This window comes from Pseudomonas fragariae (ex Marin et al. 2024), assembly GCF_059621105.1.
Genome location: NZ_CM184369.1, coordinates 3,307,191 through 3,320,592 on the forward strand (window position 1 = coordinate 3,307,191; position 13,402 = coordinate 3,320,592).

General features: G+C 60.3%; 11 protein-coding genes. 9 read left to right on the forward strand and 2 right to left on the reverse strand.

Annotated elements, in window-relative coordinates:
* Nucleotides 1-19 precede the first annotated feature (19 nt).
* Nucleotides 20-1,615: a gamma-glutamyltransferase family protein gene (locus AC54XV_RS14105; RefSeq protein ID WP_177411209.1), complete on the forward strand. Its 1,596-nt coding sequence runs from the start codon at nt 20-22 to the stop codon at nt 1,613-1,615.
* 95 nt (nt 1,616-1,710) lie between these two features.
* Here AC54XV_RS14105 and AC54XV_RS14110 read toward each other — a convergent pair whose 3' ends face one another.
* The gene (locus AC54XV_RS14110; RefSeq protein ID WP_054091495.1) at nt 1,711-3,099 is read right to left on the reverse strand and encodes a PepSY-associated TM helix domain-containing protein; all 1,389 of its coding nucleotides are present in this window, start codon (nt 3,097-3,099) and stop codon (nt 1,711-1,713) included.
* A gap of 108 nt (nt 3,100-3,207) precedes the next feature.
* Nucleotides 3,208-3,396: a hypothetical protein gene (locus tag AC54XV_RS14115; protein ID WP_225651238.1), complete on the reverse strand. Its 189-nt coding sequence runs from the start codon at nt 3,394-3,396 to the stop codon at nt 3,208-3,210.
* 1,183 nt (nt 3,397-4,579) lie between these two features.
* Between AC54XV_RS14115 and arnB the strand changes: the two genes are divergently transcribed.
* Genes arnB through AC54XV_RS14155 form a run of 8 tightly spaced genes read left to right on the forward strand, consistent with a single transcriptional unit; the run spans nt 4,580 to nt 13,397 of the window.
* Nucleotides 4,580-5,728 (forward strand): UDP-4-amino-4-deoxy-L-arabinose aminotransferase, encoded by a 1,149-nt coding sequence (arnB, locus tag AC54XV_RS14120; RefSeq protein ID WP_032655763.1) that lies wholly within the window; start codon nt 4,580-4,582, stop codon nt 5,726-5,728.
* Nucleotides 5,725-6,738: an undecaprenyl-phosphate 4-deoxy-4-formamido-L-arabinose transferase gene (arnC, locus tag AC54XV_RS14125; RefSeq protein ID WP_496716945.1), complete on the forward strand. Its 1,014-nt coding sequence runs from the start codon at nt 5,725-5,727 to the stop codon at nt 6,736-6,738. The genes arnB and arnC overlap by 4 nt, the downstream gene beginning before the upstream one ends.
* Nucleotides 6,735-8,729: a bifunctional UDP-4-amino-4-deoxy-L-arabinose formyltransferase/UDP-glucuronic acid oxidase ArnA gene (gene arnA / locus AC54XV_RS14130; RefSeq protein WP_011267892.1), complete on the forward strand. Its 1,995-nt coding sequence runs from the start codon at nt 6,735-6,737 to the stop codon at nt 8,727-8,729. Before arnC ends, arnA begins: the two co-directional genes overlap by 4 nt.
* Nucleotides 8,729-9,610 carry a 4-deoxy-4-formamido-L-arabinose-phosphoundecaprenol deformylase gene (arnD, locus tag AC54XV_RS14135; protein ID WP_496716947.1) on the forward strand — a complete coding sequence of 294 codons (882 nt, stop codon included), beginning with the start codon at nt 8,729-8,731 and terminating at the stop codon, nt 9,608-9,610. Before arnA ends, arnD begins: the two co-directional genes overlap by 1 nt.
* On the forward strand, nt 9,607-11,259 hold the full coding sequence (arnT, locus tag AC54XV_RS14140) for a lipid IV(A) 4-amino-4-deoxy-L-arabinosyltransferase (RefSeq protein ID WP_003401118.1): 1,653 nt from the start codon (nt 9,607-9,609) through the stop codon (nt 11,257-11,259). Before arnD ends, arnT begins: the two co-directional genes overlap by 4 nt.
* A complete protein-coding gene (arnE, locus tag AC54XV_RS14145; RefSeq protein WP_058398868.1) occupies nt 11,256-11,594 on the forward strand; it encodes a 4-amino-4-deoxy-L-arabinose-phosphoundecaprenol flippase subunit ArnE in 339 nt (112 codons plus the stop codon). The genes arnT and arnE overlap by 4 nt, the downstream gene beginning before the upstream one ends.
* Before the next feature lie 26 nt (nt 11,595-11,620).
* The gene (gene arnF / locus AC54XV_RS14150; protein ID WP_003401115.1) at nt 11,621-12,025 is read left to right on the forward strand and encodes a 4-amino-4-deoxy-L-arabinose-phosphoundecaprenol flippase subunit ArnF; all 405 of its coding nucleotides are present in this window, start codon (nt 11,621-11,623) and stop codon (nt 12,023-12,025) included.
* The gene (locus AC54XV_RS14155; protein ID WP_003401114.1) at nt 12,003-13,397 is read left to right on the forward strand and encodes a UDP-glucose dehydrogenase family protein; all 1,395 of its coding nucleotides are present in this window, start codon (nt 12,003-12,005) and stop codon (nt 13,395-13,397) included. Before arnF ends, AC54XV_RS14155 begins: the two co-directional genes overlap by 23 nt.
* The last annotated feature ends 5 nt before the right edge of the window (nt 13,398-13,402 follow it).

Sequence of the window (13,402 nt, forward strand, 5' to 3'; positions counted from 1 at the left end):
CTGCCAAAGAGAAACGCTTATGTTCGATGATCTGGATTACAACCAACCGTACGCGTCGGCCCGCTCGCCGGTGATGGGCAACAATATGGTCGCCTGCTCTCAGCCATTGGCCGCTCAGGCCGGGCTGGACATGCTGCGCCGTGGCGGTAACGCGGTCGACGCCGCCATCGCCGCGGCCATGGTGCTGACTGTGGTCGAGCCCACCGGCTGCGGAATCGGCAGCGATGCCTTCGCCATCGTCTGGGACGGCAGCAAGCTGCAAGGCTTGAACGCGTCCGGCCGCGCGCCACAAGCCTGGACACCGGAATACTTCGAAGGCCAGAGCCAGATGCCGCAACGCGGCTGGCCTGCGGTCAGCGTGCCAGGTGCGGTATCGGCCTGGGTGGAACTGTCAGCGCGCTACGGCAAACTGCCCTTTGCGACCCTGGCCGAACCTGCGATTGGCTACGCCCGCGACGGCTATCAGGTCACGCCGATCATCGCCGAGTTGTGGAAACGCGGCGCGCATCTGCTCAAAGACCAACCGGGCTTTGCCGAGTGCTTCATGCCGGGTGGCAAGGCCCCTATGGCCGGAGAAAAAATCCGGCTCAAGGATCACGCCCGCACGCTGGAACTGATCGCGCAGACCAAAGGCGAAGCGTTCTATCGCGGCGAACTGGCGCAAACCATCATCGCCCATGCCAACGCCAATGGCAGCGTAATGAGCCTCGACGACCTGGCGACGCATACCGTGGACTGGATCGACACCCTGTCGGTGCCCTACGCAGGCGCTGTGGTGCATGAACTCCCGCCAAATGGCCAGGGCATTGCCACCTTGGCCGGCCTGACCATGCTCGAAGCACTGGGCGTCGGCGAACACCCGGTGGACAGCCTTGAAACGGTTCACCCGGTGCTGGAAGCAATGAAACTGGCCTTGGCCGACCTCGACGAACATGTCGCCGACAGCGAGCACATGCGCGTGCCCTCAGCCGATTTGCTGGGCAAGGCGTACCTGACAGAGCGCGCGGGCCTGATCACCGATCAGGCCGCCAATCCCGGGCATGGCTCGCCAAAACCGGGCGGCACGGTGTACCTCTCGGCAGCGGACGAAAGCGGCATGATGATCTCGTTCATCCAGTCCAACTACATGGGCTTCGGTTCGGGTGTGGTGGTACCTGGCACAGGCATCAGCATGCAGAACCGTGGCGCGGGCTTCTCGCTGGATCCGCAACACGTCAATTACGTTGCGCCGCGCAAGCGCCCGTTCCACACCATCATCCCCGGCTTTGTCATGAATGCCGACGGTACGCCATTGATGTCATTCGGGTTGATGGGCGGCCCGATGCAGGCGCAGGGTCATTTGCAGATAATGATGCGCATCCTGCGCTACAAACAGAACCCGCAAGCCGCTGCCGACGCACCGCGCTGGAGGATCGAATCCGGTCTGAAAGTCGCCGTGGAGCGTGCGTTTGACCCCGAAGTGGTGAAAGCACTGCGCGCCAAAGGTCACGACATCGATGTCGAAGAACCGAGCGGCGTGTTTGCCTTCGGCGGTGCGCAGATTATTCAGCGCACCGCACATGGCTACGTGGGCGGGACCGATCCTAGGAAGGACGGAACGGTCGCAGCTTATTAAGCGACCGCGATATCCGCTACTGACAAGCCATCGAGCAGACGGACCTGGTCGGGAAACAGTTGCTCGATGCGCTTGGTAATCCGCGCAACTAAGGGTTACACCTTGCCTTCGACCAAGGGTCTCGCGGCTCGCCGGTAGCCCAGCAGCGCGTCCAGGACGATAAAGCCCAGAAGACTCACACCCAGTACGGGCAGCGCAAAGCCAGTCAACAGTGCAACCAGGATCAACGCCCATTGCGCGCCCGGATTCAATGAGCGCCAGAGACTCAAGAGCGTTGCCTGCTGATTGCGTGCCTGAGAAAGCGATGGACGACGTCGCCACCACATCACATACCCCATGACGACCATGGCCGACAGGCCACTGGCGAAGACCACCAGCACCAATTGATTGGCCAGACCAAACAACACGCCCATGTGCGCATCAATGCCCCAGCGGGTGAGCTTGGCGGGCAGCGAATAGTCTGCAAACCTGACGCGATCGACCACGTCCAGAGTTTGCGGGTTGATCGACACGGCATCCACTTGCGTCGGCCAGCTGCGATCTATCTCGCTGACTACCCAGGCCTTGTCATTGCTCGCGGAGGGCCTGATTTCGACCTTGGCGGCATCGATATGTTCGGCACGCGCTCTGGCCAGAACACTGTCGAACAAGGCAGGATCCAGCGCGGTCGCCTGTGTCGTCGGCGCCATGTGCATATGATGCTCGGCGTGCTCGTCCATAGACATTGGCATCGCCGCCGACTTGCCCAGTGAGGTGGCCACACTGGGCGTTGACCAGCCGTAGTAGGCACGCAATACGCCAATGTTGTCGCCAGCGTACTGTGACCACGTCAAACCGGTGGCCGAGAAGAACAGCAGTCCCAGCAGCAGCCATACGCCGGTGGTTGCATGCCAGCGGCGCACGTTGCCGTGTTCACGAATCTGCCGACGACGGCGAACCGCCCACAGCACCAGACCACCAAGCGCAGCCACCCACAGCCATGACGCTGCCAGTTCGCTGTAGATCCTGCCGACATCGCCCAGCAGAAGGCCTCGATGAAACTGATCGATCCAGGTGCGCAGCGGTAATACGCCACTGGTACCGTAGACCTTCATGTCCCCGCGAATGTCGCCACTCACCGGGTCCACGAACAGCGCTCGATGCTCTGACGGGCCAAAACCCGGATCGCTGAACATGACCCGGGTGGTGTCCCCTTCCCGGGCTGCCGGGCGCACCGCTGCAATGCTCAGGCCTGGACCTGACGATGCCTGCGCGCGCTGGATCTGAGCCTGCAAGCTCATGGCGGGGCCACGGCTGTCTGTGTGCAGCGCACGTGCGTAGAGCGAATCCTCGATCTGCGGGGTCAGTGCATAGACGACGCCACTCAAGGCCGCGACCAGCATGAACGGACCGACGAATACACCGATGTAAAAATGGAGCCTTTTCAGAAAGGCGACAAACGCCCCGGACGGCCGTGGCTCCGGGCTTGAAAATGATGCAGACATAGGGACTCACCAACATATGAACGCGCCCCGCCGGAATGACCTTCCGGCAGGCTGTAAAGACAATATCGGCTGTTCGTGCGAGCGATACTCACACGTCCATGATGGGCACTAAGGGGCCTGTGGATTGAGTCCCGGAAGGGTATACCTTGGCAGGTTGCCGAGCCAGAGGTCGGGCAACGCAAAACGAGTACGGCGGACACGGATCAGCCAGCCCAGCGCCACGAAGAAAATCATCGCCAGCGTCAGTGTTCCGGCAAACGAGCACTCTCCCGACTGCGCCTTCATGCTGCCTGACATGTCCATCTTCCTGGACGAGTCGTGCCTGGACATGTGCATCGTGTGGTGCCCGGCATGCATATCCGACATCCCATGGTCTGCATGGGAGACCGAAGCCACTGCAGTGCCGGCAAAAGCGGCCATCATCTGGCCGTGACCGATGCTGCACGCAAGACCATTGAACAGGACAACTGTGTACAGTATCCAGGCAATGGGCGAGCAATGGGTTCGGAAGACGTTCATGGCGACCAATTTAACATCTCTGGCCGGAACTAGACAGAACGGGGCGTGCAGGTCAGCGGCATTCGCAGGGCCGATAATCGAGGAGACATGGGTTATCCGAGCCCACCCTGTGTTCCCACATGCCAAGGCGCTCTGCGCGGCGCTTTACTTTGATACACCCACTAAATCTGGCAGTTGCAGTCGAGCAGGTATCGATTTTTAAACCCGTGGTTAAATACCTCTCCTGTACCCGACCCGCACAGGGGGGTGCGAACGGAAGCAAGGTATACAACGTAAATCTTTAACACCCCACAACAACCGGCACGCTTGCGCCGAACTGTCTTGACCCTATAACACGCCCACTCACACCTTGATGTTTGCCTGCGCCAAACTGGCCATTATCAGTAACGTTGCTCTCCTCCACACAGCCCTGTCATACCGCTTGGTTATATATATCACTTGATAGCACTCGCGCAGTCGTTCCTCTGAGCTGGGATTTACGCGAACGCGCAGCCCCTCGTCAAAGAACCGGAAAAAATGCCGATATTCCCCAATGAAAATGGCCTGCGAGCACCTGACCGGGGTCAGGTTCGACCCTGCCCGGCAGCACAAAACCCGTTTTCGGTCATGAAAACTTCATTAAAAAACCCTGTAACTGCAACACGCATCATCCGCTTTAACTTTTCATGATTATCATGAGCAAGCTGAACTAATGCTGTCTATTCATGACGCACTCCATGAAACCTGAACGCCAGATTAATAATTCTACATGGACGCTTAACGGCATTGTCGTGCGTTTGAATTCCACCCTACTCTATGATTCGACAGCCTGCCAGGCGATACAAAAAAGCAACAGCGCATGGACATTATTTTCATAGTTGAACGCCTAAGTTCACCGCGCTCATGTGCACCTATGTTTGCGCACTCGTCGTGTGGATTTTTTATATTCGACCCTGCTGCTTCAATCGGAGAGTCTCTGTAGATGAGTCAAACTTTTCTTGCCTTTTCACGGCCGTCCATTGGCGATGAAGAAATTGCTGCAGTGACGCGCGTGCTGCGTTCCGGATGGATCACCACCGGACCGGAATGTCAGAAGCTGGAGGAAGAGTTCACCGCGCGGGTCGGCGCGCAGCATGCAGTGGCATTGTCTTCGGCCACCGGGGCAATGCACGTTGCGCTGCTGGCGCTGGGTGTAGGGCCTGGCGATGAAGTGATTACGCCTTCGCAAACCTGGGTGTCGACAGCCAACATGATCTGCCTGCTGGGAGCCACTCCGGTGTTTGTCGATGTCGACCGTGACACCCTGATGACCAGTGCCGCGCTGATAGAGCAAGCCATCACTCCGCGGACCAAGGCGATCGTGCCAGTGCATTACGCAGGCGCGGCATTCGATCTTGACCCGCTGTATGCGCTGGCCGACCGGCACGGCATCACTGTGATCGAAGACGCTGCGCATGCTGCCGGCACTGCTTACCAAGGACGCCCGGTCGGCCAGCAGGGCACTGCGATCTTTTCGTTTCATGCGATCAAGAACATGACCTGTGCCGAAGGCGCGATGCTGGTCACCGACAATGCACGGCTGGCTGATCGGGTGCGTCAGCTTAAATTCCATGGCCTGGGTGTCGATGCCTACGATCGCCTGACCCTGGGTCGCAAGCCGCAGGCCGAGGTCATGGAGCCTGGCTTCAAATACAACCTGGCCGACATCAATGCGAGCATTGCGCGGGTGCAGTTGCAGCGCCTCGATGCCATCAATGCACAGCGCCAGGCGCTCGCCAGCCATTACCTCGAACGACTGGCCAATAGCCCCGTTCTGCCTCTCGCCCTGCCCCGGTATGCCCAGCAACACGCCTGGCACCTGTTCATTCTGCGCATCGATCCCGAGCGCTGCGGGCTGGATCGCGACGCCTTCATGAAGGCCTTGCAAGCGCGAAACATCGGCACCGGCATCCACTTCATCGCAACTCACCTGCACAGCTATTACCGCAAACGTTTCCCCGACGTCCGCCTGCCCGACACTGAATGGAATTCATCACGGCTGTGTTCCATCCCCCTGTTCCCCGACATGAGCCTCGATGATGTCGAGCGGGTTGTCGGTGCCATTGAATCGACCCTGGAATCCAGCCATTGAAACCGTATCCGATCAAGTTCGTGTCGATCGTCATCCCTGTCTACAACGAGCGACAAAGCCTGCCAGAGTTGTTGCGCCGTACTGAAGCGGCCTGCGAACAGCTCGACCACCGCTTCGAAATCGTGCTGGTCGACGATGGCAGCCGCGACGACTCGGCAGACATTCTCCAGCGGGCTGCCGAGCGCGCCGGCAGCCCCTTTGTCGCAGTGATCCTGAATCGAAACTACGGTCAGCACGCCGCCATCATGGCCGGATTCGAGCAGTGCCAGGGCGACGTGGTCATCACCCTCGATGCCGACCTGCAGAATCCTCCCGAGGAAATCCCTCGTCTGGTAAAGCTCGCTGAACAGGGGTACGACGTGGTCGGCACGGTGCGCAGCAATCGTCAGGACTCCGCCTGGCGACGCTGGCCCTCGAAACTCATCAACCTGGCCGTGCAGCGCTCCACCGGCGTGGCCATGAACGATTACGGCTGCATGCTGCGCGCATACCGACGCACGATTGTCGACGCCATGCTCGCCTGCCGCGAGCGCAGCACGTTCATTCCGATTCTGGCGAACAGTTTTGCGCGACACACCACCGAGGTGTTGGTCGATCACGCCGAACGCGAGCACGGCGACTCCAAATACAGCCCGATGCGTCTGATCAACCTCATGTTCGACCTGATCACCTGCATGACCACCACGCCCTTGCGCCTGCTCAGCATCATCGGCTTCAGCATGGCGTTGCTCGGTGTCTTGTTCGCGGCGCTGCTGATCGTTCTGCGCCTGATCTTCGGCGCGTCATGGGCCGGGGACGGCATGTTCGTACTGTTTGCCGTGCTGTTCGTATTCACCGGCGGGCAGTTCATCGGCATGGGACTGCTGGGTGAATACCTGGGCCGGATGTACAGCGATGTGCGTGCGCGTCCGCGGTTCTTCATCGAAAAAATCGTGCGCAGCTCGTCACCGATTGCCACCGACAGCATTGATTCCTCTGTAACTCCCTATATGAACAAGGTCGCGCCATGAGCACTAAAGCTGTCGTTTTCGCTTATCACGATATTGGCTGTGTCGGCCTGCAAGCGTTGCTGGATGCAGGCTATGAGATTGCGGCGGTGTTCACCCATGCCGACGACCCCAGGGAAAAAACCTTTTTCGGCTCTGTGGCGCAGCTGTGCGCCCGGCACGGCATTGCAGTGCATGCCCCTGAGGACCCGAATCACCCGCTATGGGTGGAGCGCATCGGCAAACTGGCGCCGGACTTCATTTTCTCCTTCTACTATCGCCAGTTACTCGGCGATTCGTTGCTGGCCTGCGCGAAAAAAGCTGCACTGAACCTGCATGGCTCGCTGCTTCCGCGTTATCGCGGACGCGCGCCGGCCAACTGGGTGCTGGTCAACGGCGAAAGCGAAACCGGCGTTACCCTGCATCAGATGGTCAAACGCGCCGATGCCGGGCCGATAGTCGCCCAGCAGCGGGTCTCGATCAGTGCCACCGATACCGCCTTGACGCTGCATGGCAAATTGCGTGACGCCGCCGCTGACCTGCTCTGCGAGACACTGCCCCTGCTGGCGGCGCAAGGGCAACTGCCAGCGACGCCCCAGGATGAATCCCGTGCGACGTATTTCGGTCGGCGCACCCCGGCCGACGGCTTGATCGACTGGTCGCTGCCAGCCACTCAGCTCTATAACCTGATCCGCGCGGTAACACAGCCCTACCCTGGCGCGTTTTGCCCGGTCGGCGACAACAAGCTGATCGTCTGGGCTGCCAGCGTGGACACAAGCAGCAATGGCGAGGCGCCGGGCACGGTCATCAGTCACGAGCCGTTGCGTATCGCCTGTGGCGAGGGTTCGCTGGTCATCACCGCAGGGCAACGCGGTGACAACGGCTTGTACCTCAGTGGTGAGCAACTGGCACGCGAATTCGGGCTGGTAGCAGGCTCGCAAATGCTCGATAAGGCAAAGCGCCGGTCGGTTCGTCGTACCCGCGTGTTGATCCTCGGCGTCAACGGTTTCATCGGCAACCACCTGTCAGAGCGTCTGTTGCAGGATGACCGTTACGAAATCTACGGCATGGATATCGGCTCGGACGCTATCGAGCGCTTGCGCGCCAAGCCGAACTTTCACTTCATCGAAGGTGACATCAGCATCCACACCGAGTGGATCGAATACCACATCAAAAAGTGCGATGTTGTGCTGCCGCTGGTGGCTATCGCCACGCCGATTGAATACACGCGCAATCCACTGCGGGTCTTCGAGCTGGATTTCGAAGAGAACCTGAAGATCGTCCGCTACTGCGTCAAGTACAACAAGCGTGTGATTTTCCCGTCCACGTCCGAAGTCTATGGCATGTGCCAGGACGCAAACTTCAACGAGGACACCTCCAACCTGATCGTTGGCCCGATCAACAAGCAGCGCTGGATCTACTCGGTGTCCAAGCAACTGCTGGACCGGGTGATCTGGGCCTATGGCCAGAAAGGCCTGCAATTCACCCTGTTTCGCCCGTTCAACTGGATGGGACCGCGTCTGGACCGCCTGGATTCGGCGCGCATTGGCAGTTCGCGGGCCATCACCCAACTGATCCTGCACCTGGTCGAAGGCACGCCCATTCGCCTGGTGGACGGCGGCGCCCAGAAGCGCTGTTTCACCGATGTCGTCGACGGCATCGAAGCGCTGGCGCGGATCATCGAAAACCGCGATGGGCGCTGTAACGGACAGATCATCAACATCGGCAACCCCGACAACGAAGCCAGCATCCGTCAATTGGGTGAAGAGCTGCTTCGCCAGTTCGAAGCCCATCCGTTGCGCGGCCATTTCCCGCCTTTCGCGGGCTTTCGTGAAGTCGAAAGCCAGTCCTTCTATGGCAAGGGCTATCAGGATGTCAGCCATCGCACGCCGAGCATCGACAACGCCAAAAAGCTGATTGGCTGGACGCCGGGTATCGAGCTGAGCGAAACCATCGGCAAAACCCTGGATTTCTTCCTGCGCGAAGCCATGGCTGAAAAAGCGGATCAGTGCTGATGCAGGCAGGCCTGAGAATCGATGTCGACACTTACCGGGGCACCCGTGAGGGCGTGCCCCGGCTGCTGGACATACTCGACGAAGCGCAGGTCAAGGCGACCTTCTTTTTCAGTGTCGGCCCCGACAACATGGGGCGCCATCTGTGGCGCTTGGTAAGGCCCACGTTCTTCTGGAAGATGCTTCGCTCCAACGCGGCGAGCCTGTATGGCTGGGATATTCTGCTGGCCGGCACCGCATGGCCGGGCAAACCGATCGGCCGGGACCTCGGCCCGCTGATGCGTCGCGCGCTGGATGCCGGTCACGAAATCGGCCTGCATGCCTGGGATCATCATGGCTGGCAAGCCAATGCCGGACACTGGAGCGACAGACAGTTGACCGCCCAGATACACCGCGGCGTCGATTGCCTGAGCGACATCCTCGGCCACCCGGTGGTCTGCTCTGCGGCGGCAGGCTGGCGCGCCGACCAGCGCGTCGTGCAGGCCAAAGAGGCGTTTGGCTTTCGTTACAACAGTGACTGCCGCGGCGCCAGCCTGTTTCGCCCATTGCTGGCCGACGGCAGCCTCGGTACCGCTCAGATTCCGGTGGACTTGCCGACCTTCGATGAAATAATCGGCCCGCACCTCAAGCCGGATGCGTTCAACGACTACATTCTCGGCCGCTTCGCTGCACGACAGCTCAATGTCTACACCCTTCATGCCGAAGTGGAAGGGATCATCATGGCCGACGGTTTCAGGCAACTGTTAAAGCGGGCCAATACCCAGGGCATCCACTTCGCGCCGTTGGGCCATCTGCTGCCCGATGCTATCGAACGGTTGCCTTCCGGGCATATCGTTCGCGGCCACCTGCCCGGCCGCGAAGGCTGGCTGGGGGTGCAGCAGTGATACACGTCAGGCATCGTCATCTTGCGCTGCTGTTATTGGCGTTCGTGCTGGCTTATCTGCTGCCGCTGGGCTTTCACGGCCTGTGGATTCCCGATGAAACCCGCTATGCGCAGATCAGCCAGGAAATGCTCTACAGCGGCAACTGGATTGCGCCGCACTTCATGGGGCTGCGTTACTTCGAAAAACCGGCGGCCGGTTACTGGCTGATTGCACTCGGGCAGCAGGTCTTTGGCGAGAACCTGTTCGGCGTGCGCATTGCCTCGGCACTGGCCAGCGGCTTGAGCGTGCTGCTGGCCTATCTGCTGGCCGGCAAGATCTGGAACGACCCGCGCAAGCAGTTCGCCAGCGCCTTGCTGTTCATGAGCTTCGGCTTTGTCGCCGGCCAGGCGGGTTACGCCAATCTTGATCCGCAATTCACCTTCTGGACCAACGTGACACTGCTGGCATTCTGGTACGCCGTGCACAGCGTCGGTCGGGCGCGTCTGGCGGCATGGGCGTTAGTCGGCGTGGCCTGCGGGATAGGGTTCATGACCAAGGGCTTTCTCGCCTGGGCACTGCCCGTCATCATCGCCCTGCCCTACATGCTGTGCCAGCGACGCCTGGCCGAGTTGCTCAGATTCGGCCCGCTCGCGGTATTGATTGCCATCGCCGTCTGCCTGCCGTGGGCACTGGCGATCCACCAGCAAGAGCCCGACTACTGGCGTTACTTCTTCTGGCACGAGCATATTCGCCGCTTTGCCGGGGACAATGCGCAGCATGCCCAGCCCTGGTGGTTCTATATGCCGCTGCTGGTGGCGGCCTGTGTGCCGTGGGCACTGCTGCTGCCGGCAACACTGCAACAGGCATGGCAGGAAAAAAACCGCCCTGACATTGCCTTTTTGCTGCTGTGGCTGCTGCTGCCACTGGCGTTTCTGAGCCTGAGCAAAGGCAAATTGCCCACCTACATACTGCCGTGCCTGCTGCCGTTGGCGCTGCTGATGGCCAACACTCTGGTCGAGCGCCTCGATCGAGGCCACAGCACAGCGTTGCGCGCGAACGGAATATTCAACGCGACCGTCACTTTTCTTGGGCTTGTGGCGTTGATCTACCTGCAACTCAAGCAGCCCGTCTACGAAAACGAACCGATGCATTTGTCACTGGCAATCATCGTGCTTTTCGGATGGACACTCGCCAACGCCCTGCAAGGCTTGCGCCCCCTAACCTGCTGGGCCACGCCGGCACTGGGCAGCTGGTTGCTGATCGCATTGCTGCCCGCAGCACTGCCAAACGATGTGATCAACAACAAGACTCCCGACCCGTTCGTGGTCAGGCACCAGGCCGAACTGGCGGGCTGCACGCAGTTGCTGAGCAACGATCTGGGCGCTGCCTCGGCATTGGCGTGGCGCCTGAAGCGGCCTGATGTTGCACTGTTCAACACCTGGGGCGAGCTGGAATACGGCCTGGGCTACCCGGATGTGCAGGGCCGCGAAGTCCGCCTGCAGGACATCGATGCCTGGATGAAGAACGCCCGCAGCCAGGGCCGGGTCGGCGTCATCATGCGTGGCAAGAGCGATGAGGAACTGAAAGAGCTCGAAAGTCTTCCCAAGGATGGTCAGCGCTATGACGAAGGCAACCTGGCCATCCTCGTTTACGAGAAATCCGCATCGTGACCTGGCTGATGCTGGCAAGCGCATGCCTGCTGACCTGCCTGGGCCAGATCGCGCAGAAGTACGCGGTACAAGGCTGGCGTGGCGCATTTCCCGGCGTGTTTGCAGCGCTGCGCTCGCTATGGCTGGCGCTGGCCTGCCTTGGGTCCGGCCTGCTGATATGGCTGCTGGTGTTGCAACGCCTGGACGTCGGCATCGCGTATCCGATGCTGGGTGTTAACTTCGTGCTGATCACGCTGGCAGGTCGCTATGTGTTCAACGAGCCGGTTGACGTACGGCACTGGCTGGGTATTGCGCTGATTCTTGCCGGGGTATTTCAGCTGGGACGCCAGGCGTGACCCACCGCCGGGCAACCCTGTGCGCCATGGCCAGTGTGGCGCTGGTCAGCGCGGCGCAACTGGGCATGCGCTGGAGCATGAGCCGCCTGCCCTCGCCCGTTCAATGGCTCGAAATGCAGGAACATGCGCAGCTTGATCTCAGCGCCCTGAGGGTCGTCTGCGCCTCGATCACCACCTACGCGCTCTCCATGCTTTTCTGGCTACTGGCCCTTCGGGTCTTGCCCCTGAGCCGTGCCTATTCGCTGCTCAGTATCAGCTACGCGCTGGTTTATACGCTCGCCGCAGCGCTGCCATTTTTCCACGAGACGTTCACGGTATCGAAAACTGTGGGTGTCAGCCTGATCGTGGCAGGTGTCTTGACCATCAACCTCCGGCGCATTCCCCGGCCATCACCTCAGGATCTTTCCCATGAAAATCAGCGTTTTCGGTAGCGGATATGTCGGCCTGGTACAAGCGACCGTGCTCGCCGAAGTCGGCCACGATGTGGTCTGCATGGACATCGATCAGGCCAAAATCGACCAGTTGCGTCAGGGCCAGGTGCATATCTACGAGCCTGGCCTGGCCAATCTGGTACGTGAAAACCTCGACCAGCAGCGTCTGTGCTTCACCACCGACGAGCAGCTGGCAGTGGAACATGCCGAGGTCCTGTTCATTGCGGTAGGCACGCCGTCCCGAGCCAATGGCTCCGCCGACCTGAGCGGCTTTTTCGCGGTGGGCGAAGCCGTCGCCCGGCATCGACGCGAACCGCTGATCATCGTCGAGAAGTCCACCGTGCCGGTCGGCAGTGGCGACGCCTTGCGCGGCCATATCGACAAGGCGCTGCGTCAGGCCGGCCGGCTGTTGCAGTTCGATATCGTCTCCAATCCGGAATTTCTCAAGGAGGGCTCGGCGGTCAACGATTGCCGGCGCCCGGACCGTATCGTCATCGGCTGCGAAAATGAAGCGGTGCGCAACGTCATGCGCGAGCTGTATGCACCGTTCAACCGCAATCATGAGCGGATCATGTTCATGGACCTGCGCAGCGCCGAACTGACCAAGTACGCCGCCAACTGCATGCTGGCAACCAAGATCAGCTTCATCAACCAGATCGCCGAACTGGCCGAGCATCTGGGCGCGGACGTCGAGTCGGTGCGGTTGGGCATTGGCGCCGACTCACGCATCGGTTACGACTTCATCTACCCCGGTTGCGGTTACGGCGGTTCGTGTTTTGGCAAAGACATCCGTGCGTTGATTCACAGCGCCCGGGAGGCCCATTGCTCCAACGATCTGCTGTCGGTGGTCGAGGCGATCAACGAACGGCAGAAGAACAAACTCTTCGAGCGGGTCAACGCGTTCTATCAGGGCGACCTGCGCGGCAAGACCTTTGCCCTGTGGGGGCTGGCGTTCAAACCCAACACCGACGACATGCGCGATGCCCCCAGCCGCGTGCTCATGGAAGCGTTATGGGAGGCTGGTGCCAGCGTGCGGGCGTTCGACCCCGAGGCCATGCAGGAAACCCAGCGCATTTATGGCCATCGCAAGGACCTGATGCTCATGGGCACGCCAGAGTCGGCGCTCAATGAAGCCGATGCATTGATCGTCTGCACCGAATGGCAACAGTTCAAAGCTCCGGATTTCGAGTTGATCCAGCAGCGGCTGAGCGCACCAGTCATCTTCGACGGGCGCAATCTGTACGACACCGAACGACTGGCAAAACGCGGCTTCCACTACTTCCCCATCGGGCGTGGCGAGTCATGCGATCTGCCAATCCCGCAAAAACAGTGGACGGCCTGTAATCCGCTTGTCAGCAGCCAGGTTGTGTAACGGCC

Bases quoted from the DNA above. Each gene is read 5' to 3' on its own strand.
- AC54XV_RS14105 (WP_177411209.1), top strand. From the start codon at position 20: ATGTTCGATGATCTGGATTACAACCAACCGTACGCGTCGGCCCGCTCG.
- AC54XV_RS14110 (WP_054091495.1), bottom strand. From the start codon at position 3,099: ATGTCTGCATCATTTTCAAGCCCGGAGCCACGGCCGTCCGGGGCGTTT.
- AC54XV_RS14115 (WP_225651238.1), bottom strand. From the start codon at position 3,396: ATGTCAGGCAGCATGAAGGCGCAGTCGGGAGAGTGCTCGTTTGCCGGA.
- arnB (WP_032655763.1), top strand. From the start codon at position 4,580: ATGAGTCAAACTTTTCTTGCCTTTTCACGGCCGTCCATTGGCGATGAA.
- arnA (WP_011267892.1), top strand. From the start codon at position 6,735: ATGAGCACTAAAGCTGTCGTTTTCGCTTATCACGATATTGGCTGTGTC.
- arnD (WP_496716947.1), top strand. From the start codon at position 8,729: ATGCAGGCAGGCCTGAGAATCGATGTCGACACTTACCGGGGCACCCGT.
- arnF (WP_003401115.1), top strand. From the start codon at position 11,621: ATGGCCAGTGTGGCGCTGGTCAGCGCGGCGCAACTGGGCATGCGCTGG.
- AC54XV_RS14155 (WP_003401114.1), top strand. From the start codon at position 12,003: ATGAAAATCAGCGTTTTCGGTAGCGGATATGTCGGCCTGGTACAAGCG.